We start from the raw sequence: 21,534 nt of genomic DNA on the forward strand, positions 1-21,534 counted from the left end.
CGGGGGTCAGCCGTGCAGTGCGGCGATGGCCTCGGCGAGTGCTCTCGGCACGTCCTCGACCAGTGTGTGACGGCCGTCGCGGACGATGTGCCGGCCCGCCACGACGGTGTGCCGCACATCCGCCGCGGAGGCGGCGAATACGGCTGTTTCGGCTGCCAGCCGGGTCGCCGGTCCCGCGGTCCTGACGGAGTCCAGTGCGATGGTGGTGAGGTCGGCGGGCGCACCCGGTTCGAGCGTGCCCGCGTCGGGGCGGCCGAGGGCGGCGTGGCCGTCGGCGGAAGCGGCCCGGAGCAGGGCTGCCGCGGTCCAGTGGCCGCGCACATGGGTGCGCAGCCGCTCGTTGAGCTCCATCGCCCTGGCCTCTTCGAAGAGGTCGATCACGGCGTGGCTGTCGCTGCCGAGCGAGAGCGGGGATCCGGCCCGCTGGAGGGCCGCCGCGGGGCCGATGCCGTCGGCGAGATCGCGTTCGGTGGTGGGGCACATGCAGGTGCCGGTGGCGGAGTTCCCCAGCAGCGCGATGTCCTCGGCGGTGAGATGCGTGTTGTGGATGCCGGTGGTGCGCGGGCCGAGGACGCCGTGGTCGGCGAGGAGCCGGGTGGGGGTGCGGCCGTGGGCGGCGAGGCAGGCGTCGTTCTCGGCGGTCTGCTCGGAGAGGTGGACGTGGAGCGGCGCCCCCCGCTCCTCGGCCCACCGCACGACGGTGGTCAGCTGACCGGCCGGGACGGCGCGTACGGAGTGGATGGCGGCGCCGATCAGCGCGTGGTCGGCGCCTTTGAGGAGGGAGGCGCGCTCGGCCCAGGCGTCGGCGGTGGTGTCGGAGAAGCGGAGCTGGTGCCGGTTGGGCTTCTCGCCGAATCCGGCGGCGAGATAGGCGGTGTCCAGCAGGGTGATGTGGATGCCCGCCTCACCCGCCGCCGCGACGAGTGCCTCGCCCATCGCGTTCGGGTTGTCGTAGGGCGTGCCGCCGGGCGCGTGGTGCAGATAGTGGAATTCGCCGACGGAGGTGATGCCGGCCAGGGCCATTTCGGCGTACGTGGCACGGGCCAGGTCGAAGTAGGTGTCGGGGGTGAGCCGGGAGGCCGTCCGGTACATCAGCTCGCGCCAGGTCCAGAAGGTGCCCGAACCCACCTGGACGGTGGAGCGCAGGGCCCGGTGGAAGGCGTGCGAGTGGGTGTTGGCCAGCCCGGGGAGGGTCAGTCCGCGCAGGGCGACGGCACCGGGAGGGGGTGCGTCGATGCCCGTACGGACACCGGCGACGCGTCCCCCGGCCACGTCCAGGGTGACGCCCGGCTCGACGTGCGTGCCGAGCCAGGCGTGCGACATCCAGTAGGTGGCGGTGACCGGTGTGCCCGTGGGTTGCGCCGTCAGCTGCACGCGAGACCTTCCAGTACGTCGGCGAGTGCGATCACCCCGGCCACGCAGTCGTCCTCGGCGGCGTGTTCGGCCGGCGAGTGCGAGATCCCGGTGGGGTTCCGTACGAACAGCATGGCGGTCGGCGCGGAAGCGGACAAAATACCTGCATCGTGGCCGGCTCCGGTGCCGAGCACGGGCACGGTGCGTCCCGTGTCGTCCGGACCGTGCTTGCTCAGCACCCGGCAGATCTCGTCGCGCAGGGCGTGCTGGAACTCCACGACGGGCGTGAACGACTCCCGTACGACGTCGAGACCGGTCCCGGCGCGCTCGGTGTACTCGCGGGCGGCCCGCTCGACGCCGTCGACGACGGCGTCGAGGGTGGCCTGGTCGGCGGCCCGCGCGTCGAGCCAGCCGCGCACGAGGGAGGGGATCGCGTTGACACCGTTCGGTTCGACGGCGACCTTGCCGAAGGTCGCGAGGCCACCGGCGAGCCGTGCCTCCCGCCGGGCCGCCAGGACGGTCTCGGCGTACGTGAGCATCGGGTCGCGCCGGTCGGCGAGCCGCGTGGTGCCTGCGTGGTTGGCCTCGCCCCGGAAGTCGAACCTCCAGCGGCCGTGCGGCCAGATGGCGGAGGCGACCCCGACCGGGTCCCCGCTCAGGTCGAGGGCGCGCCCCTGCTCGACGTGGAGCTCGACGAACGCGCCGATACGGGCGAGCCGTTCGGGGTCGGGTCCGATGGTCTCGGGGTCGTGTCCGGCGGCCTCCATGGCCCGCGGCAGGGTGATTCCGTCGGCGTCACGCAGCAGACGCGCCTTCTCGGCGGTCAGCTGTCCGGCGGCCAGCCGGGACCCGACACAGGCGAGCCCGAAGCGGGCTCCTTCCTCGTCACCGAAGTTGGTGACGGCGAAGGGCCTGGTGAACTCCGCTCCCCTGCGCCGGAGTTCGTCAAGGGCCGCGAAGGAGGACACCACGCCGAGGGGCCCGTCGAAGGCGCCCCCGTCCGGCACGGAGTCGAGGTGCGACCCGGTGACGACGGCGTCGCCGGCGAGCGGATCACCGAGCCAGGCCCACTGGTTCCCGTTCCGGTCGACCTCGTGGACCAGCCCGCGCGCCTCGGCCTGCCCCCGGAACCACTCCCGGCACTCGGTGTCGGCCCCGGTCCAGGCGTACCTCCGGTAGCCGCCGCTGCCCGCGTGCCGCCCGAGGGGTGCGAGGTCCCGCCACATCTCCTGGAAGGAGGGCGGGCGTACGTCGGCGACTGCTGCGGAACCAGGACCGGGCCCGTCCGTCGGGGGCGTCACCGTTCGCCCTCCGCCATGGGAACCCGCACGCCCTGGTCGGAGGCGACGGACTCCGCGATGCCGTACCCGGCGTCGACGTGCCGGATGACCCCCATGCCCGGGTCGTTCGTGAGCACCCGGCGGATCTTCTCCCCCGCCAGCTTCGTGCCGTCGGCGACGGTGACCTGACCCGCGTGGATGGAGCGCCCCATCCCCACGCCGCCCCCGTGGTGCAGGGACACCCAGGACGCCCCCGAGGCCACGTTGACCATGGCGTTCAGCAGCGGCCAGTCCGCGATCGCGTCGGATCCGTCGAGCATGGCCTCGGTCTCGCGGTACGGCGAGGCGACCGAACCGCAGTCCAGGTGGTCGCGTCCGATGGCCAGTGGCGCGGCCAGCTCCCCGCTCGCGACCATGTCGTTGAACCGCTCCCCGGCCTTGTCACGCTCGCCGTATCCCAGCCAGCAGATCCGGGCGGGCAGCCCCTGGAACTGGACGCGCTCGCCGGCCATCCGGATCCAGCGGTGCAACGACTCGTTCTCCGGGAAGAGTTCGAGCATCGCCTTGTCCGTCCTGTGGATGTCGGACGCCTCGCCCGACAGCGCCGCCCACCGGAACGGCCCCTTGCCCTCGCAGAAGAGCGGCCGGATGTACGCGGGCACGAAGCCCGGGAAGTCGAACGCCCGGCTGTACCCGGCGAGCTGGGCCTCGCCCCGGATCGAGTTGCCGTAGTCGAAGACCTCGGCCCCCGCGTCCATGAAGCCGACCATCGCCTCGACGTGCGCGGCCATCGACTCACGGGCGCGCCGGGTGAAGTCGGCCGGCTTCTCGGCCGCGTACGTGGCCATGTCGTCGAATTCCACGCCGACCGGCAGGTAGGCGAGCGGGTCGTGCGCGCTGGTCTGGTCGGTGACGATGTCCACGGGGGCGCCCTCGGCGAGCATGCGGGGCAGCAGCTCCGCCGCGTTGCCCAGCAGTCCGACGGAGAGCGGGCGCCGCGCGTCGCGCGCCTCGACGGCCAGCTGCAGCGCGTGCTGCAACGAGTCGGCCCGGACGTCCAGGAAGCCGTGCTCGATCCGGCGCTCGATGGCGCGCGGGTCGCAGTCGATACAGAGGGCCACGCCGTCGTTCATGGTCACGGCCAGCGGCTGGGCGCCGCCCATGCCGCCGAGCCCGGCCGTCAGCGTGATCGTGCCCGCCAGCGTGCCGCCGAACCTCTTCGCGGCCACGGCGGCGAACGTCTCGTACGTGCCCTGGAGGATGCCCTGCGTTCCGATGTAGATCCAGGAACCGGCGGTCATCTGGCCGTACATGGTGAGCCCGAGGGCCTCCAGCCGACGGAACTCCTCCCAGTTGGCCCAGTCGCCGACCAGGTTGGAGTTGGCGATGAGGACGCGCGGCGCCCACTCGTGGGTCTGCATGACGCCGACGGGCCGCCCGGACTGGACGAGCATCGTCTCGTCCTGCTTCAGGGTCCGCAGCGTGCGGACCATGGCGTCGAAGGACCGCCAGTCGCGGGCCGCCTTGCCCGTGCCGCCGTAGACGACGAGCTTGTCGGGGTGCTCGGCGACCTCGGGGTCGAGGTTGTTCTGCAGCATGCGGAGGGCGGCTTCCTGCTGCCATCCCAGGGCGCTCAGTTCCGTACCGCGCGGTGCCCGTACGGGGCGGGGTCCTGACATGGGGAATGCCTCCTCGCGACCGCTGCTGCGACCGTTGCGACAACTTTTCCTTATCCATTCACATCCTGATGCCATGAATACTTCTAGTCAACAGGGCGCGGGCCAGGCAGCTGCCGACCGGCCATCGGCCGCCCTTTACACGGTGCTGCGCATGTACCGCTGGAAAATGCCAGAACTACCACCAGGTGCATGCACGTTGCGTAGCCTCTTCATTACAGCCGTACACCACGTCGGGAGGGGAGTCCGCGTTGCCCGGAATCGACGAGTGCCTGTTCGAAGTCATGAGGCTGCCCGGCGCCCGGGGCGCCGCGGTGGTCGACTGGACGAGCGGTCTCGCCCTCGGCACGATCGGTGAGTCGCCCAACGGCGACCACGAGGCGACGGCCGCCGAGACGGCCGAGGTGGCGAGGATGGCGGCGGAGCAGCCGGTCTTCGCGCAACCGGCCCACGCCGCCGGACGGGACCCGTCCGCGTTACGCCCGCCGGCCCGGCCGGACCAGGACCCGAAGGCTCCTCCCGGCCCCGCGGTGGAAGACGTCATCGTCACGACCGCAGCCGGCTACCACATCCTCCGCTTCGTCGAAACGGCCTTCGACAGCAGCGTGTTCCTCCACCTCTGGCTGGACCGCACGGAAGGCAATCTCGCCCTCGCCCGCATACGGATCGGCGAGATCGCCGAGCGGCTGGTCCTGGCATGAGACCGGCCGTCGGCGCCCCGCCCGGTATTTCCGAACAGGCCGTGCTCTCCCCCATGCTGCAGCGGCTCGCGGCGGAGCGCGCCACCGGCGCACTGATGCGCGACCGCGGCACCCTCTACCTCGCGGACGGCCAGGTCGTCCACGCCGAGAGCCCCGCCACCCCCGGCATCGACGTCCTGCTCACCACGGGCGGCGCGCTGCGCAGCGAGGGCTGGTGGGACGCGGTCGCCCAGGCGGGTGCCGGGCAGCGGGTGGGTCGCTACCTCGTGGACAGCGGTCGCGTCCCGGGCGGCGCCCTGGAGCTGTGCCACCTGGGTGCCCTGTACGACGCGGCCTTCTTCGCCCTGGCCCCGACGCACACCCCTGCCCGCTTCCGTTACGGGGTGTCGCACTGGATCGGTCCCGTCCGTCCCGTACCCGTGGACTCCGTGCAGCGCGAGACGCTCCGGCGCCGGGAGCTGCTGGACCGGATCTGGCCCGACGCGCTCACCGACAGCGCCCCGCTCACCCCCACGACGCACCCGGTCGACGCCCCGGTCCCCCCGCGCCAGCGCCGCGTCCTGGACCTGGTGAACGGCGTGCGCACGGCGACGGACATCGCCCAGGAGCTGGGCCGCTCGGCCTTCCACATCCTGGTCGACCTGCGCCGGCTCGCGGCCGCCGGACTGGTCGAACCGGTCCGCCCGACCGCGGCCGGGTCCGCCTCCGCACCCGGCCGGATCGAGCTGCCCGACGTCACGGCCGACCCCGACGTCGCCCTGCTGCGCCGGCTCAGAGACGCATTGGAGGCCCTGTGATACGCGCGCTCAGACAGCGTGCCGGGAGGAGACAGCTGATGGTGCCCGAGGCGGAGATGAAGGAAGTCCTCGACGAGCTCCAGCGGTTACGGGCCCGGGTTCCGCTCCTGACCGGTGCGCTGGCCGCCAGCACCGACGGCCTGGTGGTGGCCCAGGACACCCCGGGCGTCGAGGCCGAGGGCGTCGCCGCTCTGACCGCCGCCGCACTCGGCGTATCGGTCCGGATGACCGACGCCACCGGTCGCGGCGGCTTCCGCGAGCTCCTGATCCGTGGCGCGGACGGCTATGTCGCCACGTACGCGGCGGGCTCCTCCGCCGTCCTCACCCTGCTGGCCGAGGACCGGATCAACGTGGGCCGGCTCCATCTGGAGGGCCGCCGGGCCGGTGCCCGTATCGGCGAGGTGGTCGACGCCTCGCTGGACCGCGCCGACCGCACGGCACCTCCCCCACGCCCCCCGCAGTCCGGTGACCTGCCCCGCCGCGGCGCACCGGACCACACATGACGAAGGCATCAACCGGAAACGGACCGGCCACCCGGCCGGCCAGGGAAAGGAAACGAGCACTCATGGCCAACACCGAAACGTCACTGAAGGACGCGATGACGTCGATCGAGGGCACCCTCGGTGTCGCACTCGTCGACTACACCAGCGGCATGGCCCTGGGCACCCTCGGCGGTGGCAAGGACTTCAACCTGGAGGTCGCCGCAGCGGGCAACACCGATGTCGTACGCGCGAAGCTCCGCACCATGGAGCACCTGGGGATCAAGGACGAGATCGAGGACATCCTGATCACGCTGGGCGCCCAGTACCACTTGCTCCGGCTGCTGAAGACGCGTGGCAACAACGGTCTGTTCCTCTACCTCGTGCTGGACGCCGGCCGGGCCAACCTCGCGATGGCCCGCCACCAGCTGAAGAAGATCGAGGCCGGGCTGGAGGTCTGACCCTCCGTCTCACCCGCGGCGGCGCCGTGCCCCACCGGGCGCGGCGTCCCCCGCCACAGGCCCGGTCGTCCGGTAGCCCTTCACCTGCTTGCCCGCAGGGCGTCCGCGCCCCGCCCAGTCGGTGCGGACCCAGTACAGGGTGTCGTCCCGCCGTTCCCGCTGCCCGATCCGTACGGCCTTCACCCAGAGCCCCGCCCCTGCACCGGCGAGGACGAGCCCACCGGCCCCCGGTAGCACGAAGGCGCTGCCCACCGCCGCCACGAACGCCCCGAGCAGCCACCACCGGTGCCCGCGCCGCCAGTTCCGTACGGTCACGTCACGGTCCTGGAGGAAGTCTCCGCGCCCCGCCCGCGTGGCCCCCTCGGCCAGCTTCGCGTACCGCCCCGTCCGGGTGAACGCCACCGCGGCGGCCGTCACCAGGAACAGCACGGCCCCGGCGAGCAGGCCGATCCGGCGCCCGGTCAGCCCCGGCACGAACGCGCCGACGGCCGTGGCCAGCAGCCCCGGCCACCACAACGGCGCGGCCCCGGCCCGTACGATCACGGCCACCCTCGCCAACGACTGCGCTCCGCGCCTCACGTCCGTACCCCTCTCCGCACCTGCCCGTGAACCTTCTGGGCGCGGAGATTAGTAGGCACAGATGAGCGGCGTCTGAGAAATCCGCCGAAGTGGTCCGCCTATTCGACGAACAGCCCCCGGGCCGCGGCGCGGGCGTCGAAATCCTCCAGCCGGGCCTGTGCCTCGGGCAGTCCGTCGCACATCGCTTCCAGCAGCACCCGCCCCAGCAGCATCGGCGCGCAGGCGGTGTCGAAGGCGAGCCCGGTCCCGACGGCCGCCGGGATCAGCAGATCGCTGTGCTCGGCGACCGGGGCGAACGCCGAGTCGGCCACGGTCACCACCGTCAGCCCCCGCTCCCGGGCGTACGCGAGCGCGTCCACGACCTCCCGCGGATGCCGGGGCAGCGCGAAGCACATCAGCGCGCTCGCCCCCGCCCGCGTGGCGGCGTCGATCCGGTCGCGCAGCATGCTGCCGCCCTCGTCGAGCACCCGTACGTCCGGGTGGACCTTGGCGGCGAAGTACCCGAACCCCCGGGCCTGCGAGGACGCCGCCCGCAGACCGAGCACGAGCAGCGGCTTCGACCCGGCCAGCAGCCGTCCCGCCCTCTCCACCGGCTGCGGGTCGGCGAGGAGTTCGGCCAGGTGCCGCAGGTTCTCGATCTCGGCCCGCACGGCCTGCTGGTACTCGTTGAAGATCTCGCCGACGCCGACGCCGCCCGTCGCGTCGGCCGGGGCGACCTCCCGGAGGTGCTTCCGCAGGGCCGGATAGCCGTCGAACCCGAGCGCCACGGCGAACCGGGTGACGGACGGCTGGCTGACCCCGGCCAGCTCGGCCAGCTCCACACTCGACAGGAACGGGGCGTCGGCGGCCCGCCGCACCATGGAGTGCGCGATCCGCCGCTGGGTGGGTGTGAGCCGCTGCCCCTCGAAAAGCCGCTGCAACCGTGCAGCCGGGCTGCTCCCACTCATGCTGTCCCCTTCGGACGTCCGCCGGTGCCGGACCCGCGCCGACGGATCCATTCAGCCAGCAAGCGGCCTGCATGTCCATATACAGCCTGCTCGCCCGGATCCGTCACCCCGGCCCCGGCGGACACCCGCCGGTGTGCGCTCAGCGCTTCCGTGGTCGACCGGGTAGTCGTCCTTGCCGCCCAGCCGGTAGTTCCACATCCGGGCCGTGTGCGGCTGGGAGTTGTTGATCCTCTCCGGCTGCGGGAACTCGTCGGAGGATCAACTCGTCGGCCACCGGCCTCCTCATGAAGTCAAGCGTGAACCGTCAACGCTGAGCTTGAGCAGGCGAGTTGCCGGTTCCTCCGCGCCGGTGCCCGCGGGCCGGCCACGGTCCCACGCGCCCAGGAGGACCGGCGCGGGTCAGAACAGCACGCGCGCCGCCGTCAGCGCCGCCCGCTCCTCGGGATCGCCGACCAGTTCCAGGTGACCGCGCGGCGGCCGCCCCGACACGTGCCGGGCGAAGACGACGGCGTCGGCGCGGAGCGTGGCGGCGGGGGTGCCGATGCCCAGGAGATGACGCCCGCCCGCCGGGCCGTCGAGGTCGATCTCCACCGCGGGGGCCGTCCAGGCGAGGGACAGGTCCAGCACCACCTGGTCGACGATCTCCCTGTCGTGCGCGTCGAGGACCAGCTCGGCCCCGGTCGCGTCGCTGATGTCCACCCGGTGCATCCAGGTGTCGCGGACCACGAGGACGCTGTTCAGGTAGTCCATCGAGTTGTCCGGCAGCGCCTTCGCCTCCGGGTAGAGCAGGCTGAGTCGGACCTTCCGGCGGGCGGCGGCGGGCATGCGGCGCAGTGCGCGCAGCCCCTGGGGTGCGAAGTGGGCGAGCGCCCCGATCAGTTCCTGGCCCGGGACGGCGCTCCGGTCCTCGATCTGGCTCTCGTTGTGGCCGTCGAGCGGCCCCAGGTGCGGATGGTTCCGCCCGGCACGCCGGATACGCCGGAGCGCGACCCAGGGGCGGGGCAGTTCCTCGTACTGGCCGACGGTGTGGGCGAGGATGTCCCGGACCGTCCAGCCGTCGCACGCCGTGGGACGGCGCCAGTCCTCGTCGGACAGCTCACGGCACAGGGTCAGCACGGCGCGGAGCTCGGCCTCGTTGACCTCGCGGGCCCGCGCCTCGGACGTACGGGGAATGGTGCGGGCGTAGAACGTCGTGGCCATGACGCGGCCTCCCGTCTCCCCCGGTCCACGCTACGCCGGGGCGAGGCCGCCCGCCCGGGTGGGCGACGGGCCGAAACAGGGGGGTTACCCCCACTGACGGCGGCCCTCCTGATTCGTACCGTAGGACGCATGGAAGCCCGTGACCCGGAGCTCAGGCGAGAGCTCGATGCCACCCTGCAGGCCCGCGGCGAGCTGGGCCCGGAGTACGAGTCCGCGCTCGTCGACTCGTTCCTGGAGAAGGTCGAGCAACGGCTCGACGGCACGCTCGACCGGCGGGTGCGACGGCATTTCGCCGAGCAGCAGATGGTGGTCGCCCGGGGCGGCACGGCGCCCGCCCCGGTCACCGGGACCTTCGGGGAACGCTTCGGCTTCGGGGTCGTCTCGCTGGTCCTGGCCGTCCCGCTGTCCGCGATCGGCGTCGCGAACGCGGGCATCGACGGACTCGTCGTGGCCTGGCTCGGGATCTTCGGGGTGAACGCGGTGCATGCCGCCCGTACGTGGCCGTGGCGCAGGAAGCGGAGCGCGTCCGACTGGGACGACTGAGGGCGCCGAGCCGAAGGGCAGGGGGCGCGAGGCGGCCGGAACGCGCAGGAGTATGTCGCGGGGACCGCCGCACCCCCGGTTGCCCGGGGGGCGGGACGACGGCGGTCCCCGCGAAGGACGCGGTCCCCCGGGTCAGGGCCGGGTGTCGCGTCCGGGCGACGGTGGAGGTCCGGGAGCCGCTCCGTAGTCCGTGTCGCCGTATCGGGTGCCGGCGGGTTTCCCTGCCGACACCCATTACTCTGCACGAGCCGTGTTAAGCGGGTGCTGCGCATACGTGTCGCGCTCGTACCGTTTTCGCGAAGCCCGTAAACCGGCCCCTACGGCTTGGGGGTCGCGTCCTTGGCGAGGAAGGCCAGCAGGTCCTGCCTGCTCACGACGCCCTTCGGCTTGCCCTCGACGAGAACGATCGCCGCGTCGGCACCGTCCGCACCGCTGAGCGCGGCCATCAGGTCCTCGACGGGTTCGCCGGAGCCGACCTGCGGCAGCGGGGACGACATGTGCTTCTCCAGCGGGTCGGAGAGCGAGGCCCGCTGGGTGAAGAGGGCGTCCAGGAGCTGACGCTCGACGACGGAGCCGATGACCTCGGCGGCCATCACGTCCGGGTGGCCGGCGCCCGGCTTCACGATCGGCATCTGGGAGACGCCGTACTCGCGGAGCACCTCGATGGCCTCGCCGACCGTCTCCTCCGGGTGCATGTGGACGAGCGAGGGGAGCGGGCCCTCCTTGAAGTCGAGGACGGCGCCGACCTGCGCGGACGTGCCGGTGGCCTCCAGGAAGCCGTAGTCCGCCATCCACTCGTCGTTGAAGATCTTGCTCATGTAGCCGCGACCGCTGTCCGGCAGCAGGACGACGACCACGTCCTCGGGCCCGAGACGCGCCGCCACCTCCAGCGCCGCGACGACCGCCATGCCGCACGAGCCGCCGACGAGCAGGCCCTCCTCCTTGGCGAGGCGGCGGGTCATCCGGAAGGAGTCCTTGTCCGAGACGGCCACGATCTCGTCCGTGACCGTGCGGTCGTAGGCGCTCGGCCAGAAGTCCTCGCCGACCCCCTCGACCAGGTACGGGCGTCCGGAACCGCCGGAGTACACGGAACCCTCCGGGTCGGCGCCGATGACCTGGACCCGGTTCTCGCTGATCTCCTTGAGATAGCGGCCCGTGCCGGTGATCGTCCCGCCGGTGCCGACACCCGCGACGAAGTGCGTGATCCGCCCCTCCGTCTGGTCCCAGAGCTCGGGACCGGTGGTCTCGTAGTGCGAGCGCGGGTTGTTCGGGTTGGAGTACTGGTCGGGCTTCCAGGCTCCGGGCGTCTCACGGACCAGCCGGTCGGAGACGTTGTAGTACGAGTCCGGGTGCTCGGGGTCGACTGCCGTCGGGCAGACGACGACCTCCGCGCCGTACGCCCGCATGACGTTGATCTTGTCCGCGGACACCTTGTCCGGGCAGACGAAGATGCACTTGTAGCCCTTCTGCTGGGCGACGATGGCCAGGCCGACACCCGTGTTGCCACTGGTGGGCTCGACGATCGTGCCGCCGGGCAGGAGCTCTCCGCTCTGCTCCGCCGCCTCGATCATGCGCAGCGCGATGCGGTCCTTGACCGACCCTCCTGGGTTGAAGTACTCGACCTTGGCCAGGACCGTCGCCTGAATGCCTGCCGACACATTGCGCAGCCTCACCAGCGGGGTGTTGCCGACAAGACTGATCATCGAATCGTGGAATTGCACCGTGTACTCCGGGGTCTCCGAGATGGTCAGGCAAGAGTATGCGTACGAGCACGGGATCGGACGAAGCGATTGGACAACACCCCCCGCGGGGCAGGTAGTGCTGTGTACGGCTGTACGGCAAGGAGGAGGTGGACCGGACTGTGTCGAGAGCGAGGGTGGCACGGCGGATCGCGGCGGGCGCGGCCTACGGCGGCGGGAGCGTCGGGCTGATCGGTGCGGCGACGGTGGGTCTGGTACTGGCCGAGGTACAGCTGGCGAAACGGCAGGTGGGCGGGGGTACGGCACCGGTCCCGCCGAGCGCGGACGGGCGGTACGGGGTGGCCTTCGCCGGCCCTTCGGACCCGTTGCGGTTCGTGATGCTGGGCGACTCGACGGCGGCGGGCCAGGGGGTGCGCAGGGCCGGTCAGACACCGGGGGCCCTGCTGGCGTCAGGGTTGGCGGCGGTTGCCGAACGGCCGGTGGATCTGCGGAACGTGGCGTTGCCGGGAGCACGTTCGGACGACCTGGAGCGGCAGGTGTCCCAGGTGCTGGCGGATCCGTCGGGGCCGCCGGACGTCTGCGCGATCATGATCGGGGCGAACGACGTGACGCACCGGATGCCCGCGACCCGGTCGGTGCGCTGTCTGAGCACAGCCGTACGGAGGCTGCGTACGGCGGGCGCGGAGGTCGTCGTGGGGACGTGCCCGGACCTGGGCACGATCGAGCCGGTCTACCAGCCGCTGCGATGGCTGGCCCGCCGGGTGAGCCGGCAACTGGCGGCGGCGCAGACGATCGGCGCGGTGGAACAGGGCGGCCGGACGGTGTCGCTGGGCGATCTGCTGGGCCCGGAGTTCGAGGCGAATCCGCGCGAGCTGTTCGGTCCGGACAACTACCACCCGTCGGCGGAGGGGTACGCGACCGCGGCGATGGCGATGCTGCCGACGCTCTGCGCGGCACTGGGCCTGTGGCCGGAGTCCGACCGTCTGGACGGGTCGCGCCGCGAGGACATGCTGCCGGTCGCCAAGGCCGCCTCCCAGGCCGCACGGGAGGCCGGTACGGAGGTCACGGGGGCGCGGGCGCCCTGGGCCCTGCTCAAGCACCGGCGGCGGCGGAGGCTTCCGGCGCACACCGAGCCGACGCGGCAGGAGGACATCCCCCCGCTGCCGCCCGGCTCGGGCTCCGGGGCGACCTGGCGGCCCGCCTGAGCGGTGGGCCACGCCTTCCCGTCCAGGGGCACGGTGCCCCGGGACGGGAACAATCGGGGCGACTGAGCGGTTGCTTAGAAAAGAGGTCCGCATCACATCACTTGTTGGGTGACCTCAGCTATACGTCCGGGTAACTTCCAAGTCAGCCCAGCCTTCCAGCCTTCCAGCCCTCATGGAGCCGCGTGATGCCCGAAGCCGTGATCGTCTCTGCCGCCCGTTCGCCGATCGGCCGGGCCTTCAAGGGGTCCCTCAAGGACCTGCGCGCGGACGACCTGACCGCGACCATCATCCAGACCGCGCTGGCCAAGGTCCCCGAGCTGGACCCGAGGGACATCGACGACCTGATGCTGGGCTGCGGCCTGCCCGGCGGTGAGCAGGGCAACAACCTGGGCCGCGTCATCGCCGTACAGATGGGGATGGACCACCTCCCCGGCTGTACGGTCACGCGCTACTGCTCCTCCTCGCTGCAGACCAGCCGCATGGCGCTGCACGCCATCAAGGCGGGCGAGGGCGACGTCTTCATCTCCGCCGGCGTCGAGATGGTGTCCCGCTTCACCAAGGGCAACTCCGACAGCCTGCCGGACACGCGCAACCCGCTCTTCGCCGAGGCCGAGGCCCGCACCGCGGCCCGCGCCGAGGAGTCGGGGGCGAGCTGGACCGACCCGCGCGAGGAGGGCCTCGTCCCGGACGCGTACATCTCGATGGGGCAGACCGCCGAGAACCTGGCCCGGCTCAAGGGCGTCACCCGCCGGGACATGGACGAATTCGGCGTGCGGTCGCAGAACCTCGCCGAGGAAGCCCTCAAGAACGGCTTCTGGGAGCGCGAGATCACGCCCGTGACGACCCCGGACGGCACCGTGGTCTCCAAGGACGACGGCCCGCGCGCGGGCGTCACCCTGGAGGGCGTGGAGGGCCTGAAGCCGGTGTTCCGCCCCGACGGACTCGTCACCGCGGCCAACTGCTGCCCGCTCAACGACGGCGCCGCCGCGCTCGTGATCATGTCCGACACCAAGGCGCGCGAGCTCGGCCTGACCCCGCTGGCCCGGATCGTCTCGACCGGCGTCTCCGGCCTGTCCCCCGAGATCATGGGGTACGGACCGGTCGAGGCCAGCAAGCAGGCGCTCAAGCGCGCCGGGCTGACCGTCGACGACATCGACCTCGCCGAGATCAACGAGGCGTTCGCCGCCCAGGTCATCCCGTCCTACCGGGACCTGGGCCTGCCGCTGGACAAGGTCAACGTCAACGGCGGCGCCATCGCCGTCGGCCACCCCTTCGGTATGACCGGCGCCCGGATCACCGGCACGCTGATCAACAGCCTGCAGTTCCACGACAAGCAGTTCGGCCTGGAGACCATGTGCGTGGGCGGCGGCCAGGGCATGGCCATGGTCATCGAGCGCCTCAGCTAGGACCTTTCACCCCAGGGGCCCCCGGGGCTCCCGGGGCGGCCTCGGGCCGGTTCCCCCCTCCCTCGCGAGGGCTCGTTCGAACCCGGCCGAGCCCCGAACGTGACCGAATCTCCCCCAGGATGTGATCTGCGTCCCGGGGGAGAGTCGTTTCCCCAGGTCACACCCGTCGCAGGGCTAAACATCAGGCCCAAAGACCTGTCCAATTCGTGACGTAATGCACTGACAGCAGGCACGAGTACAGGACAAGCTGAGGTAGGAAGTCGGGGGTGTCGATTGAAACCGGGAGTATGTCAGTGAGCGCCATGTCATTTGCCCTGTTGCTGACCACCGCCGCTGCCACGGCCGTCGGCACCGCCGCTCTGCACGCTGCTCACGGGCTGCGTAAGCAGGTCACGGCCCTGCGGACGGAGCTGGCGGAGGGGCGGAGCCTCAGCGCCTCCGTGCCCGAACAGCAGAACCGGAGCACCGCCACGTCCGCCGAGGAGATACGCGTGGCGGTCGCCGAGGCGCTGGCCGAGGAGCGCGAGCGCGAGCTGGCCGAGGCCCGTGCCTTCTGGGCCGCCCAGGAGGCGCGTGACGCCGCCGACGCCCCGTCCCTGCTTGGCGGGATCGCCGGTCTCGGCGAGGACGTCCCGTTCTTCATGCCCCGCCAGGCCGACTTCGCCGGCCTTGAGGCCATGGACCTCGAAGCCACCGAGGCGATGGACGAACTGATGGAGCTGACCGACCTGCCGGAGGTCTCCGAATTCGCGGAGTTCGCCGACGACTCCCCGGAGCTGGCCGCGGCCCGTCGCCGCCACCCCTCGCACCCGGACTTCGTCCCCGTGCAGACACCGGTTGTCACCGATCATGAGCGTACCGTGAAACGCCTGGAGCGGCTCGCCGACACCGGTACGGAGCTCACCGACGTCCGCCCCGGCCCGCTCGGCACGCTCGACGTGTACGTCTTCGCCGACGGCACCACGCTCTGCATGACCCCGGGCCACCGCGAGACCGCCGAGCGGCTCGCCGCGTCACTGCGGGCCGGTGAGCAGCCGGTCCTGCTGGGAGGATCCGGGGTCTCCGGCGCCTACGCGCTGACCTTCTCGTGCGGCGAGGAGAACGTCTACATCCTCGCCGACCGCGTCATCGCCTCCTTCTGAGGAACCGCTCCCGGCGGCTCACGGGCCGAAGGCCCGCGCCGCCGCCCCCTCGACACAGCGCACGGCCTCGTCCAACTCCTGGGACGAGGCCGTTTCCAGCGCCACAGCCAGGTCGCGGCCCGCGACGGCCAACTGGTCGCCCACGGCGAATATCCCGGCGTCCGGCATCAGGCGGGGCTCCCGGTCCGGCGCCTCGGCACGCTGGGCCCGCACCGCGAGCTCCCTGGCCATGGCCAGCGCCTCGGCGGCGGCGCCGCGCTGCAGCCGGCTCTGCGGGGCGCTGCGGAGCCGGTCGGCGAATCGGTCCACAGCCGTGATGAGGGGGGTCGTATCGAGCACGCCGCGACCCTACGCGCCCCCGCGGGACGGTTGCCAACGAGCCTGCGCCCGGGGGCGGAAACGGAACGGCCCGCAGGCGCGGTGCCTGCGGGCCGGTCCGTCATCGGGTCCCTACGGGTCAGTCGTCCCCGTTGAGGATGGAGAGCAGGCGCAGCATCTCCAGGTAGATCCACACCAGGGTCAGGGTGAGGCCGAAGGCCGCCAGCCAGGACTCCTCGCGCGGTGCGCCGTAGTTGATGCCGTCCTCGACCTGCTTGAAGTCCAGGGCGAGGAAGCACGCACCGAGGATGATGCCGATGACACCGAAGAGGATGCCGAGGCCGCCGCTGCGGAAGCCCAGGCCGTCACCGCCACCGAACACGGAGAACAGCAGGTTGACCATCATCAGGAGCACGAAGCCCATGGCCGCGGCCATCACGAAGCCGTAGAAACGGCGTGTGACGCGGATCCAGCGCATCTTGTACGCGATGAGGACACCGGCGAAGACACACATGGTGCCCATCACCGCCTGCATCACCGTGCCGGGGCCGATGTAGGTGCTGACCGCGCTGGAGATCACTCCGAGGAAGACACCCTCGAAGGCCGCGTACGCGAGGATGATCGCCGGCGAGGCCTTGCGCTTGAACGACTGGATCATCGCGAAGACGAACGCGACCAGGGCGGCGCCGATCGCGATGCCGTAGGACTTGCCGAGATTGGCCTCGTCGACCGGCAGCAGGGCCCAGGAGAGCGCGGCGGTGAGCACCACGGTGCCCAGCGTCATCGCCGTGCGCGTGACGACGTCGTCGATCGTCATCGCGCCCGAGCGTGCAGGCGCCTGCGGGGCGCCGTACCGGGGGTCCTGCTGGGCGTAGGGGTTCGTGGCGTACGGGTTGGCGGCGGTGCCCTGTGCGTACGGGTTGGCACCCGCTGCGGGGGCCCCGGCCTGCGGCGCCGCGTTGAAGCCCGCGTAGCCGTTGTCGCGGCTGAACCCCCGTCGCGAGAAGACCGGGTTGCTGCTCCTCATTTCACTCCTCCTTGGCCACCCAGCGTGGCCTTGTCACAAGAGTAATGGGTAGGCAAAACAATCACGCTAGTGCCAGAGGAGGATCTTTGAGAGAAGTTGACTGCTGAAGTACTGTGCGGACATCCGGTGCCCACCGACGCTGCGGTGGTGCCCGGAGCCGGACTCGAACCGGCACGCCCCCGAGGAGGCAGCGAGGTTTAAGCTCGCCGTGTCTGCATTCCACCACCCGGGCGTGGGCGCGCGGCTCCGCGTGGCACAAGACCCTATCCGGGGGCGTCCCCCGATCAGCGGAACACCTTCACGATGTTGTCTTATTTTATTGACCATTTGAGGGTCCGTCAGACACCGCGCACCGCATCAGTACATGCCCGGACGCGCCTATGGGTACGAACCCGGCAAACGGGAATGACGGAAACTCGCCGCACCTACAGGGCGCTTTCGCCATGGCCACGCCACCATTCGCCAGGGTTGCGCCACCTCAGTGTCCGACGGTGTCGTTGACGCACCGCAGGACGGGCCGGGTTCCCAGCGCCCCGGGGTCCTTCAGCACCGCCCCCGTGACGTGGAAAACGGCGCTCTCACCGGGCAGCAGGGTGACGAGCATGTCGTCGACCTCGGCCCCCTGATCGAGCCGGTCCGGGAAGAGCGCGAGGTCCCGCAGCAGCGTCCGGGCGGTCACCGTGACCCGGTAGCCGACCCCCGCCTCGTCACCCTGTGTGACCACTGCGTCGTACCGCGCCGGTGGCAGCGCGAGGCGGGTGTCCTCCTCGTAGAACTCCACCGCCCGCAGCTCGCCCAGTTCGGCCACCAGCACCTCACGGGTGCCGTCCCCCGGACGGGCGACGGACGGCGGCAGGGGCACACGGCCGACACCCCGTGCGGCTGTGGACACCTCGGTCTCCTCCTCGGCCAGCAGCGCCCCGTCCAGGCCGCGCCGGGTCAGCCGCAGGGTTCCGTCCCAGGGGAGGGCCGAGTCGTTGACCAGATACAGGGCGCCGTCCCGTACGGCCATCAGGCGGTCCGCGTACACCTTCCGCAGCGCGTACCAGAGCGGCTTGCGGCGGCCGTCGCCGTCGACGGCCGCCCAGGACACCACGGGCCAGCAGTCGTTGAGCTGCCACACGATCGAGCCCATGCAGTACGGCGTGTGCGAGCGGAAGTGGCGGATGCCGAAGGCGACGGCCCGGGCCTGGTTCAGCTGGGTGAGCCAGTGCCAGTCGTCGAAGTCGGACGGCTGCGGGAGGTGCTCCCCCAGGCCGCGCAGCAGCTTGGCGTCGCCGTCCTGGGCCTTCTGGTGATGGGCGATCAGCGGGGCGCCCAGGCCGAGCGGGCCGCTGACGGCCCGTCGCAGGGTGGCGTACGCCGGCGGGCCCTGGAAGCCGAATTCGGCGACGAAGCGGTGGGCGGTGTCGGCGTAGTGCCGGTAGTCGACGCGGTTCCAGACCTCCCAGAGGTGGACCGTGCCCAGGGCCGGGTCGTTCGGGGGGAGCTCCGGGGAGCCGGAGTAGGGCGAGCCCGGCCAGTAGGGGCGCGTGGGGTCGGTCTCGGCGCACAGGGCGGGCAGCAGCTCGTGGTAGTAGCCGTGACCCCAGGTCCGGCCCTGGAGCTCGTCCTGCCAGCCCCAGTCGGCGTGGCCCTCCAGGTTCTCGTTGTTGCCGCACCACAGGACCAGGGAGGGGTGCGGGGCGAGCCGTACGAGGTTCTCGCGGACCTCGGCGGCCACCTCGTCGTACAGCGGCTGCTCCTCGGGGTAGGCGGCGCAGGCGAACGGGAAGTCCTGCCAGACCAGCAGCCCCTTCTCGTCGGCCAGTTCGTAGAAGTCGTCGCTCTCGTAGAGGCCGCCTCCCCAGACCCGGACGAGGTTGACGCCCGCGGCGATCGCCTGGTCGAAGCGGTCGGAGATCCGCTGCCGGGTGACGCGGGCGGGGAAACAGTCGTCGGGGATCCAGTTCACCCCGCGTACGAAGACGGGCTCGTCGTTGACGGAGAGGCGGAACGCCTCGCGCTCCAGGGTCACGCCCCGGAAGCCGGTCCTGCCGGTCCAGGCATGGTCGCCGAGGCGGACGGTGACGTCGTACAGCGGCTGCTCGCCGTGGCTGTGCGGCCACCAGCGCGCGGCGCCGGGAACGGGCAGGGTCACGGACACGCGGTGCTCCCCCGGCGCGACGGTGAGCACGGCCCGTTCGTCGGCCACCTCCACCGACGCGTCCAGCGGCCCGTCCCCGGCCCGGTCGACGTCGAGGGTGAGCGCGAGGCGCGGCACCCCGTCGCCGTCCAGGTCGGCGAGCACCTTCACGCCGGCGATGCGCGGGCCCGTCCAGGACTCCAGCGCGACCGGGCGCCAGATGCCGGAGGTGACCAGGGTCGGCCCCCAGTCCCAGCCGAAGTTGCAGGCCATCTTGCGGATGAAGGCGTACGGCTCCGTGTACGCGCCCGGCCGGTCGCCGAGCTTGTCGCGCAGAGCCTCGGCGTACGTGTACGGGGCGGTGAAGCGTACGTCGAGCGTGTTGGCGCCCTCGCGCAGCAGCGGCCGGACGGGGAAGCGGTAGCCGCGGTGCTGGTTGGCGGTGCTGCCGACCTCGGCACCGTTGACCACAACGGTGGCGACGGTGTCGAGGCCGTCGAAGCACAGATCGGTGAACGTGTGCTCGTCGGCGGACCAGTCGAAGGTGGTGCGGTACGTCCAGTCGGTGCGGCCGATCCAGCCCAGCCGGGTCTCGTTGTCGTCCAGATAGGGGTCGTCGATCAGTCCGGCGGCCAGCAGGTCGGTGTGGACGCAGCCGGGGACGGCCGCCGGAACGCCTCCTGCGGGGAGCCCCACGGGCACGGGGCCGTCGGCATGAAGCGTCCAGCCTTCGTGCAGGGGCAGGTGGCGCAGGGTCACGTGAGGGTCCTTCCGCAGTCGGGGAGCCCGGCGCAGGCGACGAAGTGGCCCGGTTCGGTCTCGTACAGGTCGTCACCGGACGCCGGGCCCTCGTGGTAGGCGCAGGTCTCCACGGGGACGGCGGCCGTCCAGGGCTCGTTGAGACGGGGCACGGCGGCCAGCAGCGTGCGGGTGTAGGGGTGCAGGGGGTTGCCGAAGACCTTCTGGGTGTCGCCGCGTTCGACGACACGGCCGTTGCGGAGCACCACGGTCTTCTCGGCGAGGTAGGTGCCGAGCGAGAGGTCGTGGGTGATGTAAAGGACGCCCAGGCCGCGTTCCTTGAGTCCGGCGAGGAGGTTGAGCACGTCGATGCGGGTGGAGGCGTCGAGCATGCTGGTGATCTCGTCGGCGACCAGGAAGCGCAGGTCCAGCAGGAGAGCGCGGGCGATGAGGAGGCGCTGCAGCTGGCCGCCGCTGAGCTGGTGCGGGTAGCGGCCGAGGACCTGTCCCGGGTCCAGGCGTACGTCGCGTACGGCGCTCTCGACCCGGTCGGCCCACTCCTTGTCCGAGAGGCCCGGGTGGTAGGAGCGGCGGACGAGTTCGAAGACGCGGTCGGCCTTGAAGACCGGGTTGTAGCAGCTGAAGGGGTCCTGGAAGACGCCCTGGACCCGGCGGTAGAAGTCCTTGCCCGGCTTGACCTGTTCGCCGTCCAGGGTGAGGCTGCCGCCGCTGACCTCGGTCAGGCCGAGGACCATGCGGCCGATGGTGGACTTGCCGCTGCCGCTCTCGCCGATGAGCGAGACGAGCTCGCCGGGTGCCGCTTCGAAGGACACCCGGTCGACGGCGGTGACGGACCCGCCGCCGAAGGCGCCGGCCCGGAAGGTCTTGGTGACACGGTCGAGGGTCAGCATCAGGCCGCCTTCCAGCATGCGACGGAGTGGCGGGGGGCGATCTCGACGACGGGCGGTTCCTCGGCGCACCGGGCGTCGGCGAGGGGGCATCGGTCGCGGAATCGGCAGCCGGGCGGCGGGTTCAGCAGGGAGGGCGGGGATCCCTCGATGCCGCTGAGCGGCTTGTCCTTGTACCGGGCGCCGAGCTGGGGCAGCGAGCCGATCAGCATCTTGGTGTACGGGTGGCGGGGTGCGGTCGTCAGCACCTTCGTGGGGGCCTTCTCGGCGAGCTTGCCCGCGTACATCACCATGATCGAGTCGGCGATGTGCGAGGTCAGTCCGAGGTCGTGGGTCACGAAGATCATGCTGGTGACCAGGCCCTTGTCGCGGAGCCCGGTGAGGGCGCCGACGACGGCCTGCTGGTTGGAGACGTCCAGGGCGGAGGTGACCTCGTCGGCGATCAGGACGGACGGGTCGAGCAGTGTGGAGATCACCATGACGGCGCGTTGTTTCATGCCGCCGGACAGCTCGATCGGATAGCGGTCCAGCACATCGGGCTCCAGGCCCACGAGCGCCAGCCGGCGGTGCAGTTCGCCGGTGTCGACGTCGACACCGCGCGAGGCGAGGAGCTCACGGATCATGCGGCCGATGCGGCGGGTCGGGTTCAGCGCGCTCATCGAGTACTGCGGGACGAGCGAGATCTTGTGGAAGCGGTAGGCGTTCATCGCCCGGTCGTCGGACAGCGGCAGTTCGTCGCCGTCCAGGGTGACGGTGCCGCCCGCGTGCCGCATCCGGCCGTCGAGCCGGATCAGGGACTTGCCGAGGGTGGTCTTGCCGCAGCCCGACTCGCCCGCCAGGCCCAGGATCTCGCCGTCCGCCAGGTCGAAGCTGACACCGTCCAGGGCCCGGACCTCGCCACGCAGCGTGCGGTAGTGGACCCGCAGGTCGTTGACGGTCAGGGTCATGT

The 21,534-nt window shown here is 71.6% G+C and carries 21 protein-coding genes and 1 tRNA gene; 8 read left to right on the plus strand and 14 right to left on the minus strand.

Annotated features, from left to right (window positions below; translation table 11 throughout):
• Positions 1-6: 6 nt before the first annotated feature.
• The 3 genes from OG524_RS14575 to hutU form a co-directional block, all read right to left on the minus strand.
• On the minus strand, positions 7-1,374 hold the full coding sequence (locus OG524_RS14575) for a formimidoylglutamate deiminase (protein ID WP_405390387.1): 1,368 nt from the start codon (positions 1,372-1,374) through the stop codon (positions 7-9).
• On the minus strand, positions 1,365-2,579 hold the full coding sequence (locus OG524_RS14580; protein WP_405393195.1) for an allantoate amidohydrolase: 1,215 nt from the start codon (positions 2,577-2,579) through the stop codon (positions 1,365-1,367). The genes OG524_RS14575 and OG524_RS14580 overlap by 10 nt, the downstream gene beginning before the upstream one ends.
• A gap of 71 nt (positions 2,580-2,650) precedes the next feature.
• On the minus strand, positions 2,651-4,312 hold the full coding sequence (gene hutU / locus OG524_RS14585; RefSeq protein WP_405390386.1) for a urocanate hydratase: 1,662 nt from the start codon (positions 4,310-4,312) through the stop codon (positions 2,651-2,653).
• Between the two features lie 248 nt (positions 4,313-4,560).
• Between hutU and OG524_RS14590 the strand changes: the two genes are divergently transcribed.
• From OG524_RS14590 to OG524_RS14605, 4 genes are all read left to right on the plus strand, one after another.
• On the plus strand, positions 4,561-5,010 hold the full coding sequence (locus OG524_RS14590; protein WP_405390385.1) for a hypothetical protein: 450 nt from the start codon (positions 4,561-4,563) through the stop codon (positions 5,008-5,010).
• Positions 5,007-5,807, plus strand: coding sequence for a transcriptional regulator (locus OG524_RS14595; protein ID WP_405390384.1), 801 nt, complete (start codon positions 5,007-5,009; stop codon positions 5,805-5,807). Before OG524_RS14590 ends, OG524_RS14595 begins: the two co-directional genes overlap by 4 nt.
• A 38-nt stretch (positions 5,808-5,845) precedes the next feature.
• The gene (locus OG524_RS14600) at positions 5,846-6,310 is read left to right on the plus strand and encodes a roadblock/LC7 domain-containing protein (protein ID WP_405390383.1); all 465 of its coding nucleotides are present in this window, start codon (positions 5,846-5,848) and stop codon (positions 6,308-6,310) included.
• Between the two features lie 62 nt (positions 6,311-6,372).
• Complete coding sequence (locus OG524_RS14605; protein ID WP_405390382.1) at positions 6,373-6,747, plus strand: hypothetical protein; 375 nt, start codon at positions 6,373-6,375, stop codon at positions 6,745-6,747.
• 9 nt (positions 6,748-6,756) lie between these two features.
• On the opposite strand, the gene OG524_RS14610 is transcribed toward OG524_RS14605, so the two are convergent.
• The 4 genes from OG524_RS14610 to OG524_RS14625 form a co-directional block, all read right to left on the minus strand.
• Positions 6,757-7,326 carry a hypothetical protein gene (locus OG524_RS14610; protein ID WP_405390381.1) on the minus strand — a complete coding sequence of 190 codons (570 nt, stop codon included), beginning with the start codon at positions 7,324-7,326 and terminating at the stop codon, positions 6,757-6,759.
• 98 nt (positions 7,327-7,424) lie between these two features.
• On the minus strand, positions 7,425-8,273 hold the full coding sequence (locus tag OG524_RS14615) for a MurR/RpiR family transcriptional regulator (RefSeq protein ID WP_405810543.1): 849 nt from the start codon (positions 8,271-8,273) through the stop codon (positions 7,425-7,427).
• Positions 8,274-8,324: 51 nt separating this feature from the next.
• Entirely contained in the window at positions 8,325-8,471 is a 147-nt protein-coding gene (locus OG524_RS14620; protein WP_405390379.1) for a hypothetical protein, read from the minus strand.
• Between the two features lie 201 nt (positions 8,472-8,672).
• A complete protein-coding gene (locus OG524_RS14625; protein WP_405810545.1) occupies positions 8,673-9,473 on the minus strand; it encodes a maleylpyruvate isomerase family mycothiol-dependent enzyme in 801 nt (266 codons plus the stop codon).
• A gap of 129 nt (positions 9,474-9,602) precedes the next feature.
• Here OG524_RS14625 and OG524_RS14630 point away from each other — a divergent pair, with 129 nt between their 5' ends.
• Entirely contained in the window at positions 9,603-10,016 is a 414-nt protein-coding gene (locus tag OG524_RS14630; protein WP_405390377.1) for a hypothetical protein, read from the plus strand.
• A 317-nt stretch (positions 10,017-10,333) separates the two neighbouring features.
• Here OG524_RS14630 and OG524_RS14635 read toward each other — a convergent pair whose 3' ends face one another.
• Positions 10,334-11,737: a cystathionine beta-synthase gene (locus OG524_RS14635; protein WP_405390376.1), complete on the minus strand. Its 1,404-nt coding sequence runs from the start codon at positions 11,735-11,737 to the stop codon at positions 10,334-10,336.
• Between the two features lie 155 nt (positions 11,738-11,892).
• On the opposite strand from OG524_RS14635, the gene OG524_RS14640 reads away from it, so the two are divergent.
• The 3 genes from OG524_RS14640 to OG524_RS14650 all read left to right on the plus strand — a co-directional run bounded on the left by OG524_RS14640 (position 11,893) and on the right by OG524_RS14650 (position 15,469).
• The gene (locus OG524_RS14640; RefSeq protein WP_405393194.1) at positions 11,893-12,921 is read left to right on the plus strand and encodes an SGNH/GDSL hydrolase family protein; all 1,029 of its coding nucleotides are present in this window, start codon (positions 11,893-11,895) and stop codon (positions 12,919-12,921) included.
• A 185-nt stretch (positions 12,922-13,106) separates the two neighbouring features.
• Positions 13,107-14,327 (plus strand): acetyl-CoA C-acetyltransferase, encoded by a 1,221-nt coding sequence (locus OG524_RS14645; protein WP_405390375.1) that lies wholly within the window; start codon positions 13,107-13,109, stop codon positions 14,325-14,327.
• Positions 14,328-14,614: 287 nt separating this feature from the next.
• Positions 14,615-15,469 (plus strand): hypothetical protein, encoded by an 855-nt coding sequence (locus tag OG524_RS14650; protein ID WP_405810548.1) that lies wholly within the window; start codon positions 14,615-14,617, stop codon positions 15,467-15,469.
• Positions 15,470-15,487: 18 nt separating this feature from the next.
• Here OG524_RS14650 and OG524_RS14655 read toward each other — a convergent pair whose 3' ends face one another.
• The 6 genes from OG524_RS14655 to OG524_RS14680 form a co-directional block, all read right to left on the minus strand.
• Complete coding sequence (locus tag OG524_RS14655) at positions 15,488-15,808, minus strand: hypothetical protein (protein ID WP_405390373.1); 321 nt, start codon at positions 15,806-15,808, stop codon at positions 15,488-15,490.
• A gap of 118 nt (positions 15,809-15,926) precedes the next feature.
• Positions 15,927-16,814: a Bax inhibitor-1/YccA family protein gene (locus tag OG524_RS14660; protein WP_405810550.1), complete on the minus strand. Its 888-nt coding sequence runs from the start codon at positions 16,812-16,814 to the stop codon at positions 15,927-15,929.
• Between the two features lie 145 nt (positions 16,815-16,959).
• Positions 16,960-17,046: transfer RNA gene (locus OG524_RS14665), tRNA-Leu, on the minus strand.
• Between the two features lie 246 nt (positions 17,047-17,292).
• Positions 17,293-19,698 (minus strand): glycoside hydrolase family 2 protein, encoded by a 2,406-nt coding sequence (locus OG524_RS14670; RefSeq protein WP_405390371.1) that lies wholly within the window; start codon positions 19,696-19,698, stop codon positions 17,293-17,295.
• A complete protein-coding gene (locus OG524_RS14675) occupies positions 19,695-20,606 on the minus strand; it encodes an ATP-binding cassette domain-containing protein (RefSeq protein ID WP_405810553.1) in 912 nt (303 codons plus the stop codon). The genes OG524_RS14670 and OG524_RS14675 overlap by 4 nt, the downstream gene beginning before the upstream one ends.
• A complete protein-coding gene (locus OG524_RS14680) occupies positions 20,588-21,532 on the minus strand; it encodes an ABC transporter ATP-binding protein (protein ID WP_405810555.1) in 945 nt (314 codons plus the stop codon). The genes OG524_RS14675 and OG524_RS14680 overlap by 19 nt, the downstream gene beginning before the upstream one ends.
• Between the last annotated feature and the right edge of the window lie 2 nt (positions 21,533-21,534).

This window comes from Streptomyces sp. NBC_01520, from assembly GCF_045040375.1.
Lineage (GTDB): Bacteria > Actinomycetota > Actinomycetes > Streptomycetales > Streptomycetaceae > Streptomyces.